Genomic DNA, 15,528 nt, shown 5'->3' on the forward strand with positions numbered 1-15,528 from the left:
TGGACTCGAGAGCTGCCTTTTTAATTCATTTGCTATTGCATGACAAAAATGATTTAACAACGAAAGTCAAAATGCAGTTGGTGAAGGAGTGTGCCGTTTATTAAAGTAGATGGGATTAAGATCCATTTCTATGACTCGGGAAAGGCAGTGGAGGAGAATTTGCCGGCTCTCCTATTTCTTCATGGCTCTCCGGGTCAGATTAGCAACTGGAAACATATTCTACCGTGTTTTGAAGGGAGTTATAGAGTTGTTGCAGTGGATTTGAGAGGGTATGGAAAATCGGATAAGCCATTAAATGTTGCACTTGAGGACTACATCAGGGATATTGACGCGATAAGATCTGAACTCGGACTTGAAAACATTGTTCTAATTGGGCACAGCTTTGGAGCGATGATAGCAATCGAATACGCTGCTCGGAGGCATGTTAATGGAGTTGTGTTGATAGGTCCAGTTGCGTATTTAAAAACTGATGCTATTGACAAGATTATAATGCATTTGCCTCCTGCAATTTGGAAACCGATTCTCTTCAAAAGCAACCTCCTCACAAGGCGGATGTATAGGAAGATGTTTTTCAGTCCATCAACGCCAGATGAAGTGTTCTTAGAGTTCATGAAGGATAATAAAGATTACATAGAATCCTTACCCCCACAAAGCTTCAGATATTTAATTCATCTGGCAGGATATAACGCCAAACCTTCTGCAGAGAGAGTAAAAGTTCCTACTTTAATAATAGTTGGAGAAGATGATGTTGTGACACCGCCCGAACATGCAAAGCTGATACATAAGTGGGTTGAAAATTCAAAGCTTGTAATTATACCAAAAGCTGGGCATTTGGTACTCTATGAAAAGCCTGGAGAAATATGCAGGCTGATTAAGGAGTTTATCAAAGGGGCAGATTAGGGAGGTGAACGGAAATGAAGTTTGCCGGTGTTAATCTTGAGGAACCGAAAATTATGGGGGTTATTAATGTTTCCCCGGAAAGCTTTTACAAGGGAAGTGTCAAGCAGAGTGAGGATGAGCTGATTAGAACAGCTTTAAAAATGGTTGAGGATGGAGCCTCTTTTATTGATATTGGGGCAAAATCTACAGCTCCTTATTTAGAAACCCAAATTCCAGTTGAAGAGGAAATCAGAAGGGCAGTCTGGGCAATCTCAACACTAAGGGATTATGTCAATGTTCCAATCAGCATAGATACAACAAATGCAAAGGTTGCTGAGGAAGCAATAAAAGCTGGAGCAGATATCATCAACGACGTTTCTGGACTTAAAGGGGATTCAGAAATGGTTAAAGTTGCAAAGGAATATGGCGTTCCTGTGATAATCTGCGCCCATGGAGAAGTTAGGGACTTCATGGAGCCTGTTCACACTGTAATCAGCTTCCTCCAAGAAAGTCTCCAGATTGCATACAAAAACGGAATTGAGAAAGAAAAGATTGCAATCGATCCGGCAATTGGCTTTTTAAGGCCAAGCTATCCCCCTTGGTATGAGTGGGATTCAAAAGTTATAGCGAATCTGAACATGCTCAAGATGTTTGGGCTTCCTATTTTGGTGGGTGTTTCCAGAAAGTCCTTTATTGGCGCAATAACAGGAAGAAAAGACCCAGGTGAAAGGCTGCCAGGCTCACTGGCAACAACGGCAATAGCTGTTTGGAATGGGGCGAATATCATAAGAACCCATGATGTTAAAGAAACATTTGATGCAGTTAGGCTTGCATGGTTTATTAAGAGGTTTCGGGCATGAGCATCGTTATAATCTGACCTCTTCAATTTCAAATCTTTCTGTTTTTGGATAAATTTTGACGTAGAATGCCGTTCCGTTTTCAACTTCTTCGAATGGGATGTATGAATAATGCTCGAAAGTTGAAGATACAGTTGCAAAGACATCAGCACCTTCAAAATATAGCAACCTGCCATAGTAGTAGTTCAAAGTGTCTGAAGCATATACATCGGTCATATATGCAGTTATAAACGCTCGAATTTCCTTTTTATTGTTCATGAGCAGTGTTGCTGTGTTCATAAGGGATCTTGTTGCCGTTTTAATCTCTATAAACCTTCTCAATAGATGTTCCTTTTCAATTCCTTCTAAAAAGCGGCAGAGGTAAGCCCCCATTACATAGCTGTCTGAAGCCCCTTTTAATTCTTCTGGATTAAGCTCTCCCATCTCTATCAGCTGTTTTTTGTTCAAATCTCCGTTATGCAGCGTCCAGAATATAAAGCCCCTTCTCGTTGAAAAGCCAAAAGGCTGGACATTAAACAGATTTTTCTCCCCCTGGCTTGCAGCTCTGGTATGGGCCATAAATATTACGAAGCCGTCCAGTTTTTCCATTGCTTCTTTTACTTTTTTCCTGTCTTCAAAAATTGCACTTTCACTGCGATAGTGTTCGATGTAGCCATCTTTCAGCAGGAGATAGCCCCAGCCATCCCTATGTTGGCTTCCCTTTTTGCGGGCGAGTTTGTAAGGGTCATGTTCTGAAGATTTAAGCAGCGCCTCAAGAAGAGGTCTTACCCTTTTTCCATCACCTACAGCGAACAGTATTCTGCACATTAAGACCACCAAAGGTTTTTAGCTTTTCATAGTATAAAAATTTGGGGATCGAGAATGATACTTAGAAAGTTGAAGAAGGAAGCACTTCGAATCATTGACGAAGACTTCACGATCGTAGATTTTTCATTTGCTCTTCCATACACTTATGTTGTTATCGAAGGGAAGAGGGGGAAGTCTTTGGGAGTTGCAATGACGCTTCCAGAAGAGATTCAAATGTATTCAAATGAAATCGAAGATGTGGACGTTAGAAAATTCATTGAAAAATTGGACAGCTTAAACATAATTGAGCGTACTTTGGCAATAGCGACAATAAATGCAGTCTCTCAATACTACATAGATTTAAGCAGAACCAAAAATGAAGATGCTGTAGAGCTCTTAGATGACAGCATTGAAAAAGTTGCAGTAATTGGGAATATGCATCCCATAGTGAAGACGCTAAAAGAGAGGGGTTTTGATGTGTATGTATTTGAAAGAAACCTCAAACTTTGGGATAGGGAAACTCTAAGCGATTCTTTGGAACACTGGCTTCTTCCAGAGATGGATGCTGTTATTGTGAGCGGATCTGCATTGGTGAACGCTACTTTAGACATGATCCTTGAAAGATCCAAGAAAGCCAAACTGATTGTTTTAACTGGTCCAACAGCTCAACTTTTGCCTGAGCTTCTCAGAGGTTCAGGTGTTACTCATCTGGCATCAATGAAGGTTCTAAACATCGAAAGAGCCCTTACAAAGCTTAAACTCGGAACCTTCAGAGGCTTTGAGAAAGAAAATAAAAAGTACATCATTGAGGTGCCGGAGGATGGATAAGATAGAGAGGGCAATACTCGATGTTCTCAAAAAAGTAAATGAGCACAGGAAATTGTACGAAAGAAACGAGGAAGCAGTAAAACAGCATTTAATTGGTGAGGTATTCCAAGCCCTTGGCTGGGAGTGGAACAATCCCAAGGAAGTGCGCCCAGAGGAGAGAACTGATGAGGGAAGGGCAGATTATGCATTAATCACTGGTAACAGAGTGGTTGCGTTTGTTGAGGCTAAGAATCTTAGTATAAACGTTCTCAAAAAGGAAAAACCACTGAGACAGCTTGGGAGATACTGCTTCAATAATGGGGTTAAATATGGTATTCTGACGAATGGAGTTGCATGGGTGGTTATTAAAGCATTTGAGGAAGGCTCCCGCCTGGAGGACAGGATTATTTTAAGTGTGGACATAGAAAATGAACCAATTGAGAGAACGACCCTCAAATTAAGCCTCTTATCAAAAAGTAGAATAGAAAAACTTGAAAGATTTGCAACCCTTCTAAGAGCCTTAGAGTTCAGCTTTGATGAGCTTAAGCGGGAAGGTATCAGCGAGAGGAAGCTAATAGAGTTTTTAACTGCTTCAAAGAAGAGATTGCTCACTTTGGAAAAGTTAAGAGGGGATGAGCTTCCAAGGGCTCTCTACATCTATGATAATGGCTGGAAGATCGTTCCTCTTGTAGAGCGGAGTATTAAGGGGATTTTGCTGTCCCTCCTTCTCTATCTCAGCGAGAAAAGTGAAGGTGAAGAAAAAGCTCAGATTAAAAAGGCTTATGCGTATCTCAAGGAAATGCCAATTGACACTCAAAAAATTCTAAGGCTTCTGCATGAAATAGAAAAGGAGAAGGGGATCAGAATAGGAATTGAAATTTAGCCGTTGTTTTTCCATGGAACCTCTGTTTTGATTTTCCAGATGCCCAAAAGCTTTCTTGAGCCCCAGGTTGCCTGAATTTCAAAAGCAACGATCATGTCTTCATATATGTCAATCAAGTTGAATGAGTTTCCAAATGGATCTCTCTGCAGCTCCCAGCTCACTGATCCAGCGTTTACTATTGGTGTTCTTTCAATCCTGACTCCAAAGGCGTTGCCCCCATGTCCTGTCATTACAAGTTCTGTCCTTTCCTCAGTGAGTATTTTTAGGACATTTCCAGCATCCTCCAAAAATCCAAGCTCCCTGCTCCTTGGAATTGGTATGAGGTTATGATGCATCACAACTGCCGTAAACTTCTCTTTGTGCTCTTCAAGAAGGGACTTCAAAAGCCTTTGACCCATCCTGCCAACTACCCCTATGGGCGTTTCGTATTGTGCCGTCAGCAGGGGAATGAATACGAAATCCCCGAATTCTTTAATCTCAGGTTCCCCAAAGTACTCTTTGAATAAGTCATAGCCAAGGTATGTTATGTCATTGTGTCCAGGAACGATCATTTTTTCAGCTTTAATCTTCTCGTAGTACCCTGCTGCCGCTTCATAGTATCTCTCAATTCCAACATCAACGATGTCACCGCAGTGTATAACCAGATCAGGTTTGTATTTCTCATTTATTGCCCTTATTGCATTTTCAAGAACGCGTTTTCTGAAATAAATCCTGTCAGAAACATTGCTCTCGCTCATCTGAACTATTCTCAATAAGTGTTTTCCTTTTGGGATGAAAAGTTTGGGCTTTACGGATTTGTAGCTCTTTTTCTCTTCATCTCCAGTTACCCTTCTTATGGTTACGTCTATTCTTCCGTCTCCATTCAGCTTGATGATGTTGTAGCTGTTCACGTCACCTTTTCTTGTCTTTCTGCATGATGTGCACCCAGCGTTCACCACAACCAGGTCTTCGATGCTGTAAACATTTGGAACATGCTTGTGTCCGCAGAGATAGAGATTAACCTCATGCCTTAAAAGCAGATCTAAAACGTCGCCTGCATTGTACAGAACATTCCTCTCTCTGCCTGTATCCGGTAGAGGAACGAGATGGTGATGAGCGGCCACGATTTTAAATTTTTTGTGCGAATACTCTTCAAGCTTTTCTTTCAGCCAACGGAACTTGTATCCCCCAACTCTCCCATCGCTTAAGTCAGGTATCGTTGAATCTATCCAGATTATCACAAGATCATCTCGTTCATAAACCCCGTATAGTGGACCAATGTACTTCTCGAACAGCTCATATCCAACATTTCTGGCGTCGTGATTTCCGGGAAGCACAATTAGAGGCTTTTCAATTTTTCTAATCAGATAGCTGGCATGCTCGTATTCTTCTTTGAGACCCTGATTTGTCACATCTCCGGTATGAATTACTAAGTCAAAATCACTGCGGTTTACTTCGTTCACTATTAGATCATAGGCATAGGACTTGAAAGCTGGGTCCTGCGTTATATGGGTGTCGCTTATGTGTGCTATCCTAATCATTAGCATCACTCCACGGAGATTGATGTTTCAAGCTTTCTCCTTGTTGCTTCAAGCAGATCGCTCAGCGTGAAAATACCGACTATCTTCCCCTCCTCTTCAATCAGGATGTGCTTAATTCTATGATATGCCATTGTCTTGAGAACTTCTCTCACTGGGGTGTTCGCATCCGTAGTTATCAACTCCCGGGTCATTATTTCCTTTACAGGGGTGGTGTATGGCAAGCCAGGTACAATAACCCTTCTTATGATGTCCGATTTTGTGAAGAAGCCAACAACCCTGTCATTCTCAATAACAACCAAAGAGCCTATGTCAAACTTTACCATAATCCTGCAGGCTTCCTGAATGGTATCATCAGGGTTTACTCCAATGAGTTTTCTTGTCATGTAAACCTTAATTGGTGCATTTCTTTCCATAACTACCACCACATTATCAATAATGAATATTGATATTCATCTTTAAAATAAACTTTTTTCGGCAAATAAATAAGGACACCATATTGACGCATCTGAACTAAAATTGAATAACGGATATCACTCCCAAATTTCAATGCCCCGCTCCTTCAATCGCCCCAAGACTTCTTCCATAAGACGCTCCATTATTGCGTTCACTGTTTTTTCAAGCTCCACGTTTTCAATAATCGGTATCCCATGCTCCTTAGCTTTCTCAATTAAAAACTCTTGAATTTCCATTATCTCATCGAGGTTCTTTAAGTAGTATTCAGCTGGTCTGAGGCTGTATCTTGTCCTCTCATAAAATCGCGCTTTGAGGGAGTCCTTGTCTTTAACCACTATCAAATACATGAAGCTCCTGTCGTTGAGCTTAATGTAGCCAGGAACAAGATGGATGCCTTCAATTATTGTGTTGAAGCCTTCAGTGTATGAACGCTCTATTACAGCATTTACCCCAACTGCTACATGCCTAACTTGTGTTTCAAAACCATATATTAGAGGGGATACTCCCTTGGGGAAATTTTCTATTTCCTTCCACGCCAGGAAGGACGATGTATGAATTGCCGGAATTAACTCCTTTGCTATTATCTTCCTCATGACCTCTCTGACGGTATCAGTTCCTATGATCGTTCTCATGCCCAACCTAAAAGCTAACTCAGTCGAAATCGTCGATTTTCCAACACCAGTTGTCCCACCGATAAGGATTATCATGGGGAACTTCAGCTTTTTAAGCCGACGCCAGAAAAGATAGCGTTTTGCCTCTTCTTTTAAGCCGTGTTCCACCAGCTTCTCATATGTGATCTCCCGAATGTCATCTTTTGTAACCTTCTTTTTTCTCATCTCCATAAAGTGTTTCATGACCTCGGTTGCTATTGAGTATGCTATTCCGACCTCTACCCCTGCTGAGGTTATTGATCTCGTTAGTATTCCTCTGGAAAAGGGAAGCTCCGTTTTTCTTTCTTTGTCAATGACTATTATCATCTTCTCCCCTCCAGTAGCTCTTTTCCGAGCTTAAGCACGGCTTCCCTCAGGTTTTTGCCATCAACATTCACGGGCTCGTTATCAAGATAGACAATCTTTTTCCCTCCTTTGAGGGCTTCTCTCGTTACGACATCAACTGCTGCAGCTTTAAGCTCAACCAAAACTGTGTCATAGTTCCTAAATGTTTTTAGATCATTTCTAAGCTTAGATCTGTTGGCAAGGTTTGGGCTTATTCCGACGATTTCTATTCCATATTGTTCTTCGATGTAGTTAGCTGCCCTTTTTACAGCTTTTCTTGGTGCTGTCATAATGAGAACAGCTCTCCCCTCTGCTTTTCCAAGAAGCTTTGGCCTAAATGCCGTGAGGTGAACATCTGCATCTGGGTTTATCCTCTCTATTGCCTTCTCTACAGCATTAATCTTTCTTTTGCTAACCATGTCTGCCATTGTAACAACGACCAAATCCGCCAGGCCAACCCTAAAGGGTCCAAAGTACCCTTTAATAAAGGAAAGCTTTTGTGTAGCACCAACAACAGTTATGTACTTATCTGCTCTAAACGCTGGAAAAGTGGCACCACTTCCCTCGAGGATTATCACATCTCCTTCAAGCTTCTCAGCTATTTTAATTCCCTCTTCAACAATATCAAAGAATGAAAACCCTGCCATTCCCCCACCACATCTCCTGCATCCTACTGTTGTAACTCTCGCAGTTAGGGCATCTTCAAAATGATCTGAAGCTGCATGCTTTCCTTTTTCAGCCATTTTAAGCAAAAATTCTGGCGTAATTTCAAATTTATCTCCATAAATAATTTCTGGCGTTTCTGGCCCTCCCCTCCCCATTGTTACAATTATTGGCTTTGCAACCTCCTTTAGAGTTCTTGCCACAAATCCGCTTACAGCGGTCTTTCCAACTCTCTTGCCAGTCCCTATTACTGCTAAGCTTGGCTTTTTAATCCCTCTCATCTTCTTAGGCTTAAATTCAAAGTCTGCTCCTCTATATGTAATGCCGTATTTCATGAGAAGGGAGGCTATTCTGAAACGGTCTTCATAATTTAAAATTGGCTCATCACTTAAGTCAACAACCTCTCTGACTGGATTCTCTATTATAGCTCTTTCGAGAGCCTTTAAATAATCTGCATCGTGATAAAGGGGAATTCCTATTACCCTCTCCAAATCTTCAAGCTTTCCAATTTTCTCACTCCCTCCCAGAAACACGGCACAGCACACATTTCCAATCTTTTTTATTGCCCACCTGATTACATCTGGATAATGCTCCCCATCAATTAAGACAAGTCTCATGAGAACCCACCCAAAACTACCTCTGCTTTATAGTGTTTTAAGTTTGTGGTTTCTCCAAACACGGATTCCATATTTGTATTATTATGCTGAAACATTAAGCTTTAAAGCAACGGCAATCCATGTACTTTAATGCATCTATGTGTCTGTTGGTGCATTTCTTTGATATTTGATGAGCTCGACTTTACATATAGCAAGATTTTAAAGGTGAATTTTCATTCATGAATCTGGTGATGCTAAAATGAAGAAGCTGAGCTTAGCAGAGGCGAGCGCGATCTTAATCGGAACTCAAATCGGAGCGGGAGTTTTGGGATTGCCTTATGCTCTGAAGGATACTGGGCTTTTGGGGATCATCATCGTTATTGCAACAGGACTGCTAACATTGCTCACAGCGCTGTTTGTTCTTGATTTAGCCGCTCACAGTGACGGAACTCTCTCTAAGATTGCTGAGGCTTATTTGGGAAAAATTGGCGGATATCTTATGTTTTTGAGCATCTCTGTGCTAAGCTATGGAGCTTTGATCGCTTACATAGCTGGAAGTGGAGACATTCTGTCCTCCCTTTTTGGGATTAATGAAAAAACCGGAGCCCTGATATTCTGGTTTGTAATGAGCTTAATAGTCTTTCTTGGTTTAAAAGCATCTGGAGAAGCCGAGCTTCTGCTGAACTTCCTTTTGTTGGGCGCTCTAACCCTCGCAATAGCACTTGTTATGCCCAAAGCCGATGTCTCAAACTTAACGAAGATTGATTATTCAGCTATAACAAAAGGTATTGGTGTTGCTGTATTTGCCTATGTAAGTCATATGGTTGTTCCAGAGATGCTAAAAGGTTTGGGAGATGTGAAGAAGACCACAAAAGCCGTCCTTATTGGATATCTTGTCCCTATGGTGTTCTACGCTTTCTTTGTACTGGCATTTGTTGGCACTTTTGGATCAAAGACTCCAGAATTGGCAACTTCAGCCCTTGAGCAGCTCTATGGGAGATTGGGCAGCGTTTTGGGCTTAATTCTTCCTTTGGCAGCAATAAGCACCAGTTACATTGGAATTGGTCTGGCACAGATGGACAACATGAAGGAGATATTTGGCATTAAAAGGTCTCATGCATGGCTTTTAACCGTGATTCCACCACTGCTTGTATACTTTGCTGGGCTGAACAGCTTCGTCAACGCTCTCTGGATGGCCGGAACCTTCGGCGGCTTGCTTTATGCGGGCATTCTGCCAACAGTAATGTATATAAAAGCGAAAAAGATTCATAGAAAGCTGCATCTTCCAATCCCTCATAGTTTTGTTTACCTTTCAGGCTTGGTGTTCTTTTTGGTGTTCATTTACTCGATTTTATCTGTGTAATGTTTTTACCATTTAACGTTCCACACTACTTGGCATCCAGTGGATGCTAACAAAGAATTAAGTAATAGAAAATCAATAGAAAATCAAAAAATCAAGGGAATTCTCTGGATTTTCTGCTTTGTGTGGCAGGACATCCAAATTCGACAAACTTGCACAGTAAAGTTTACTTCACTTCAAAATTCCCAAGCTATTGTTCGTCTTCTTTATACTCTCCCACTTATCAGCTAATTCAAACATTGCTCTGATTGCGTCGATGTTCTCTGGTACAACGTCGCTCTCCTGATGAACTGCTTGAATGTAGAACAGCCTGTTGCCCTTAACGTTTATGCTCTCCTTCCAGACAGCTATTTCGTAGAGGTTGTTCCATTCTCTGTGTAAATCCCTTGCAAATTCTATCAGCTGGGCAGTGCTATCAAACCCTTTCTCTTTTTCAAAGAGCAGAACCCTCGTGGTGTTCTCAAAGATATCGATTACATCTTTCTTGGTGATTGGCTTCTTCAGCTCAACCATTATTGAGTGGACGTGCATTATCGTCGTTGGCACAACAAAAGCTGTCGTCTCAATGTTTATTGGAATAACTGTTTGAACATCTGGCCCGTGATGGGATGGAACTTCAACGGTTGGCTTTATTGCGTTGATTGGACCCCTCTTGATGTCATTAGGATCAGCAGCTCTCCTAATCATCACAGCGTAAACGTAGTCAATGTACTCTTGAATCGCACTTAGCGTCCTTGTTAATCCGGTTGTGTTGCACGAAACCACTCTAACGTAGCTCTTTCCGAGAGCTTTCTCATAATTTGCCTGAGCAACGAAGGAAACCTCCGCAACATCAGCCTTTTCTCCACCTTGAAACACTGCCTTAACCCCATACTTTTCATAAATCGGCTTATTCTTCGCCCCCATTCCCCCTGGAGTTGCATCAACGATAACATCAACTTTTTGAAGCAAATCTTCTAAAGTTCCGGCAACTTCAAAGCCGGCTTTTTCAAACCTTGGCAAAAATTCCTCTGATGCCGCATATACTGGAATGCCGAGCTCCTTTGCCCTGTAAGCTTCGAAGTCTGGCTTTGTCTTTGTTACACCTATAAGTGCCATATCATCTTGCTTTGTGATAGCGTAAGCTACTCTCTTCCCTATTGTCCCGTAACCGTTAATTCCCACCTTAACTTTCACAGAAACCACCTCCAAAGATTATTTTAACAAGTTGATACTTAAACGTTGCTTTCACTGGAGGTGTTATTCTTGATAACTTTGCCTAAAATAACTCCAAAATTTTCAGGGTGGTTGAAAGAAGATTAGACTAACCATAATGCAACAATTCGCAAAATGAGGAAGTGCTTTTATGGTGTTTGAAGTAGATGGGCTGTTTGAGGTAAAATGATGGAAAACTCCAAAAAGATCAAGTGCTAAAGAGTTCTATGGGTGGTGCAAGTGTTCGCTGAAGTCCTCACGATTGGTGATGAGCTCTTAACTGGGCACACCGTTGACAGCAACTCCGCTTACATTGCTCAGAGATTAACAGAGAAAGGTTACTGGGTGAGGAGAAAAACGACTGTAGGAGACGATGTTGAGGAGATAAAAACTGTAATCAGGGAGATACTCTCAAGAAAGCCCTCTGTACTGATTATCTCCGGAGGATTGGGACCGACACATGATGATGTTACAATGCTTGCCGTGGCAGAGGCTTTGGGCAGAAAGCTCATTTTGAGGGAAGACTGTCTGAAGAGAATTGAGGAATTCTACCGTGAGCTTTATGAGAAAGGCCTCATAGATGATCCAAAGCTAAATGAAGCACGTAAAAAGATGGCTTACCTTCCTGAGGGCGCTGAGCCTTTGAAAAATACAGAAGGCGCTGCTCCGGGAGCTTACATCGAGCACGAAGGCGTTAAAATCTTTGTTCTGCCCGGGATGCCGAGGGAAATGAAAGCTATGCTTGAGAACGAAGTTCTTCCAAAGCTTGGTGAAAGGAAGTTCATTCAGAGAAAGCTGCTGGCAGAAATTACAGATGAGTCAAAACTTGCCCCAATTTTGAATGAAACTTTAAAGCGTTTTCCTGTGAAGATTCACTCCTCACCGAAGGGCTTTGGAAAATATATAGGTATAATTCTCTTTGGTGAGGATGAAGAGAGCATAGAAAAGGCTAAAAAGTTCATGGAGGAAAAAGGGATAAGGTTTGAGGAAGGCTGGTGATCTCATGCTTCCCCGAGAGGTCCAGGCAATCATAGAGGAAATGAAAGCTGAGCGAATTCGAGGGGCAAGCTACTTAGCCAAAAGAGGTGCCGAGGCTTACCTAAAGCTTGCTGAGGTTTTGACTGGAGAAGAGCTTTTTGAGGCTTTGAAGGAAATGCGCAATGAAATTATTAGTGTAAATCCCACGATGGCTTCTCTCTACAACTTGGTTCGTTTTATTCCTTTGACAAACAATCCGGAGTTCATTAGAGCGAAAGCTGAGGAGTTCATAAAGCTTAGTGAAGAAGCAAAAAGGGAGATCGGCAATATCGGAAGCGAGCTGATTGATGAAAACGAGGTAATAATCACACACTCCTTTTCTTCAACAGTTTTTGAGATTTTAAAGGCAGCAAAGATGAAGGGTAAGCGCTTTAAGGTGATTCTCACGGAGAGTGCTCCGGATTATGAGGGTTTAGCTTTAGCTAAAGAGCTTGAGAAGCTCGATATTTCATTTGAGGTTATCACAGATGCCCAGCTCGGGCTCTTTGCAAAGAAAGCGACTTTAGCGTTAGTTGGGGCTGACAACATAACCCGAGATGGCTGTGTGATAAACAAAGCTGGCACGTATCTTTTGGCATTGGCTTGTCATGATAACGCTGTTCCTTTTTACGTTGCGGCTGAGAGCTTTAAGGTTCATCCGGAGCTTAAGGCTGATGACGTTGAGATTGTGGAAAGAAAATTCAAGAGAAATCACTTTCTGATAAGGAACTATCTCTTTGATATAACACCTTGGAAATATGTCAGGGGAATTATTACGGAGCTTGGGATTTTGGTGCCGCCGAAGGAGGTTTAGGGTCAAACTTCAATAACTTTGAATCCCTCTTTTGTTGCAATAACCAGTTTTCCTTTAAACTCTTCTTTGAGATTTTCAAGGACAAATTCTAAGCTTTCAATCATGTCTTTTGGGATCGGAGGATGTGTTTTAAGAAGAATGATCCCAGGGAACTCGTGCGGGGATACATTAGAGTGTTGGCAAAATCAGAATCACGAGTCAGAAGGATTGAATTTGTACTCTTAGCTATTTTTGCAACTTCTGAATCTTTGGCTCCTTTAGGGACATGCACTGCATGAAGTAGAAACCTTAACGACATTATATTCTCCCGTATGAGCCTTGCTGCGTATTCAATAGCCTCTCTTATCATTTCCTCGCTTAGCTGTGGATACTCTTTAAGTATTTCCTCAATGCTCATACCAGCAGCTATCATCTCAAGTACATCACTAACCAGTATCCTTGTTCCTTTAAAAACAGGTTTTCCATGACAGATTTCGGGATCAACAACTATCCACATTCATGCTTTAGTTTTAGTCTGGAAAGTGTTATAAGTATATTTGGTCATTAGAAACTAAAGTGAAGGGAGTAACTAAAAAGAATCCAAAATGGCAATTCATCCCAAAGCTTTTTCAATCAGTGCTCTAACGTGGATTTCAGCGGTATCAAGAACTTCAGCACTAACATCCTCTGGTTTTATAGCCAATGGAAGCTCTGTGCATCCTAAGATAACGCCTTCGATTTCTCTTCTCTCTACATACCTTTCAATCAGCTCAATGAGCCATAGTTTGCTGTTTAAGTTCTCAAACATAAGCTCTTCAAATATGATCCTGTTTATTTCCTCAATCTCATTTTCACTTGGCACTATTACATCAAAGCCCTTCTCTTTGAGAGCTTCCTTGTAGAAAGACATTGTCATTGTGGTTTTGGTTCCTAAAAGAAGAAGCTTTCTTAACCCTCTTCTTTTAGCTTCCTCAGCAACTGCATCAATTATGCTGACCATTTCAACGTTTACGGCTCTTTGAACATCGGGAAACACTATGTGGGAAGTGTTTGCTGAAATCCCAATTACCTCAGCACCAGCACGTTCTAATGCTTTTGCCGCGTTTATTAGGATTTTCTTTCTCCCTTCCCAGCCCTCGGGATTATCCTTAAACTCCCTGAAGTTGATGCTGTAAATTATCAGCTCCGGATAAAAATATGGCTCAAACTTTTCTCTTGAGATTTCGATGAACTTTTTGTAATAGTAGAGAGTTGATTCTGGACTCATTCCACCGATTATCCCTATCTTTTTCATGCTTACACCTCTAGGAAAAATTAGGAAAGTGAGTTTATGAGGCTTTTTAATGAAAAAGTCTTCACAAAAACAAAAAATCAAAGCATCTCAACAATTTTGTCCCAGATCTTTTCAGCCAATTCTCTCTTGTTCATTCTCGGGAACTTTTCGACTTTATCCTTTGTAACCCAGTAAACCTCATTTTCTTCGCTGCCAAAGGCGATCTCGCCTTTGTTGGCAATCACAACATCGCTTTTGGCTTTCTCAATCTGGTTTCTTGCTTGAGCAATAAGCTCTTCCTCACTAACACCATATTCAGCCTTAAATCCAACCAAGAACACATCTGGCTGAATTTCTTTTACCCTCTGGATTATCTTTGGGGTTGGGACTAATTCCAAAATGAGTGTCTGTCCGCTCTTTATCTTCTTTTCAGCCTTTTCTTTTGGCTTGAAATCGCTGACAGCGGCAGCTAAGATTACGACATCGTATTTTTTACTCATCAGCTCATTTTCTATTGCATGCAGCATTTCTTCAACGGTCTCAACCTCAATTTGATTCCCTACAAAGCTTGGCACACTCCCCTTAGTTTTGATTAAAGTCACCTCAGCTCCTCTGAAGTCAGCTTCTTCCGCCAGAGCAACGCCCATTTTTCCAGAGCTTTTGTTTGTGATGAACCTTATTGGATCAATGTATTCCCTTGTGGCCCCTGCTGTTACTAAAACTCTCTTACCTTTCAAATCTTTCTTGTGGAGCTTTTTAATAACGCGGTAAACGATTTCGTCAATGCTGGCAACTTTTGCTTTCCCCTCCTCGAATTTTGGTCCTATGAACTCGACACCAAGCTTTTTGAGCTTCTCTATGTTCTCCTTTACTATTGGATGTTCATACATGCTTGAATGCATAGCAGGAGCTATCATTATTGGTGTGTGGGCAAAAGCTGTTGTAACAACTGTTGTTACTGGAGTGTCATCAATGCCGCATGCTATCTTTGAAATTGTGTTTGCAGTTGCTGGGCACACTAAAACTAAATCCGCTTTGTTCTCATGCTCACCACAAAGCTCAACATGCTCTATAAATCCGGTAATCTCAGTAACTACAGGATTTCCAGTTGCAAACTCCATTGCATAGGGATGAATTATTTTCTGGGCGCTTTCGCTCATGACAGCATGAACCTCTGCTCCATGCCTTATCAGCTCTCTCGCCAGCTTTACACACTCAACTGCTGCTATGCTCCCAGGAATTGCGAGAACAATTTTCCTGCCAACAAGCTTTCTGCTTTTGGTCGCATAAATCAGCTTGACGTGATGGAGCATTTTTATCCACCTCCAAATAATTCTCTACTTAATCCTTAAAGCTTTTAGGACGTGTATTTTATTTGGCACAATTAACATAAATTCGTAAAAAATATCAAGGAAAATCTTAAATTTTAACTGAAATATTTAAATGCGGTGA

The 15,528-nt window shown here is 41.3% G+C and carries 16 protein-coding genes; 7 read left to right on the forward strand and 9 right to left on the reverse strand.

The annotated features are described in order from the left end of the window. The first annotated feature begins 90 nt into the window (after nt 1-90). Entirely contained in the window at nt 91-900 is an 810-nt protein-coding gene (locus TERMP_RS02220; RefSeq protein ID WP_013466719.1) for an alpha/beta fold hydrolase, read from the forward strand. A gap of 14 nt (nt 901-914) precedes the next feature. Then, complete coding sequence (gene folP, locus TERMP_RS02225; RefSeq protein ID WP_013466720.1) at nt 915-1,739, forward strand: dihydropteroate synthase; 825 nt, start codon at nt 915-917, stop codon at nt 1,737-1,739. A 6-nt stretch (nt 1,740-1,745) separates the two neighbouring features. Here the strand turns inward: folP and TERMP_RS02230 are convergent, their stop codons facing one another. Continuing rightward, a complete protein-coding gene (locus TERMP_RS02230; RefSeq protein WP_013466721.1) occupies nt 1,746-2,543 on the reverse strand; it encodes a class II glutamine amidotransferase in 798 nt (265 codons plus the stop codon). 54 nt (nt 2,544-2,597) lie between these two features. On the opposite strand from TERMP_RS02230, the gene TERMP_RS02235 reads away from it, so the two are divergent. Both TERMP_RS02235 and TERMP_RS02240 read left to right on the forward strand, forming a co-directional pair. Further along, nucleotides 2,598-3,350 carry a Rossmann-like domain-containing protein gene (locus tag TERMP_RS02235; protein WP_013466722.1) on the forward strand — a complete coding sequence of 251 codons (753 nt, stop codon included), beginning with the start codon at nt 2,598-2,600 and terminating at the stop codon, nt 3,348-3,350. After that, a complete protein-coding gene (locus TERMP_RS02240) occupies nt 3,343-4,212 on the forward strand; it encodes a type I restriction enzyme HsdR N-terminal domain-containing protein (RefSeq protein ID WP_013466723.1) in 870 nt (289 codons plus the stop codon). The genes TERMP_RS02235 and TERMP_RS02240 overlap by 8 nt, the downstream gene beginning before the upstream one ends. Here the strand turns inward: TERMP_RS02240 and TERMP_RS02245 are convergent. The 4 genes from TERMP_RS02245 to TERMP_RS02260 form a co-directional block, all read right to left on the reverse strand. Then, complete coding sequence (locus TERMP_RS02245; protein ID WP_013466724.1) at nt 4,209-5,732, reverse strand: metallophosphoesterase family protein; 1,524 nt, start codon at nt 5,730-5,732, stop codon at nt 4,209-4,211. The two genes, TERMP_RS02240 and TERMP_RS02245, sit on opposite strands and share 4 nt — an antisense overlap. 5 nt (nt 5,733-5,737) lie before the next feature. Beyond that, complete coding sequence (locus TERMP_RS02250; protein WP_013466725.1) at nt 5,738-6,145, reverse strand: CBS domain-containing protein; 408 nt, start codon at nt 6,143-6,145, stop codon at nt 5,738-5,740. A gap of 117 nt (nt 6,146-6,262) precedes the next feature. Beyond that, the gene (locus tag TERMP_RS02255; protein ID WP_013466726.1) at nt 6,263-7,162 is read right to left on the reverse strand and encodes a 2-phosphoglycerate kinase; all 900 of its coding nucleotides are present in this window, start codon (nt 7,160-7,162) and stop codon (nt 6,263-6,265) included. After that, nucleotides 7,159-8,460 carry a 2,3-phosphoglycerate synthetase gene (locus TERMP_RS02260; RefSeq protein ID WP_013466727.1) on the reverse strand — a complete coding sequence of 434 codons (1,302 nt, stop codon included), beginning with the start codon at nt 8,458-8,460 and terminating at the stop codon, nt 7,159-7,161. The genes TERMP_RS02255 and TERMP_RS02260 overlap by 4 nt, the downstream gene beginning before the upstream one ends. 238 nt (nt 8,461-8,698) lie before the next feature. On the opposite strand from TERMP_RS02260, the gene TERMP_RS02265 reads away from it, so the two are divergent. Next, complete coding sequence (locus TERMP_RS02265; RefSeq protein WP_013466728.1) at nt 8,699-9,802, forward strand: aromatic amino acid transport family protein; 1,104 nt, start codon at nt 8,699-8,701, stop codon at nt 9,800-9,802. 168 nt (nt 9,803-9,970) lie between these two features. Here TERMP_RS02265 and TERMP_RS02270 read toward each other — a convergent pair whose 3' ends face one another. Next, nucleotides 9,971-10,975, reverse strand: coding sequence for a phosphorylating glyceraldehyde-3-phosphate dehydrogenase (locus tag TERMP_RS02270; RefSeq protein ID WP_013466729.1), 1,005 nt, complete (start codon nt 10,973-10,975; stop codon nt 9,971-9,973). Nucleotides 10,976-11,233: 258 nt separating this feature from the next. Here TERMP_RS02270 and TERMP_RS02275 point away from each other — a divergent pair, with 258 nt between their 5' ends. Further along, a complete protein-coding gene (locus tag TERMP_RS02275; protein WP_013466730.1) occupies nt 11,234-11,992 on the forward strand; it encodes a molybdopterin-binding protein in 759 nt (252 codons plus the stop codon). Between the two features lie 4 nt (nt 11,993-11,996). Beyond that, on the forward strand, nt 11,997-12,824 hold the full coding sequence (locus TERMP_RS02280) for a translation initiation factor eIF-2B alpha/beta/delta subunit family protein (protein ID WP_013466731.1): 828 nt from the start codon (nt 11,997-11,999) through the stop codon (nt 12,822-12,824). Nucleotides 12,825-12,924: 100 nt separating this feature from the next. Here the strand turns inward: TERMP_RS02280 and TERMP_RS11380 are convergent, their stop codons facing one another. The 3 genes from TERMP_RS11380 to coaBC all read right to left on the reverse strand — a co-directional run bounded on the left by TERMP_RS11380 (nt 12,925) and on the right by coaBC (nt 15,389). After that, a complete protein-coding gene (locus tag TERMP_RS11380; protein WP_013466732.1) occupies nt 12,925-13,320 on the reverse strand; it encodes a DUF5615 family PIN-like protein in 396 nt (131 codons plus the stop codon). A 96-nt stretch (nt 13,321-13,416) separates the two neighbouring features. Then, a complete protein-coding gene (locus tag TERMP_RS02290) occupies nt 13,417-14,097 on the reverse strand; it encodes an aspartate/glutamate racemase family protein (protein WP_013466733.1) in 681 nt (226 codons plus the stop codon). 77 nt (nt 14,098-14,174) lie between these two features. Continuing rightward, nucleotides 14,175-15,389 (reverse strand): bifunctional phosphopantothenoylcysteine decarboxylase/phosphopantothenate--cysteine ligase CoaBC, encoded by a 1,215-nt coding sequence (gene coaBC, locus TERMP_RS02295; protein ID WP_013466734.1) that lies wholly within the window; start codon nt 15,387-15,389, stop codon nt 14,175-14,177. Between the last annotated feature and the right edge of the window lie 139 nt (nt 15,390-15,528).

It is taken from the genome of Thermococcus barophilus MP (assembly GCF_000151105.2).
Classification (GTDB): Archaea; Methanobacteriota_B; Thermococci; order Thermococcales; family Thermococcaceae; genus Thermococcus_B; species Thermococcus_B barophilus.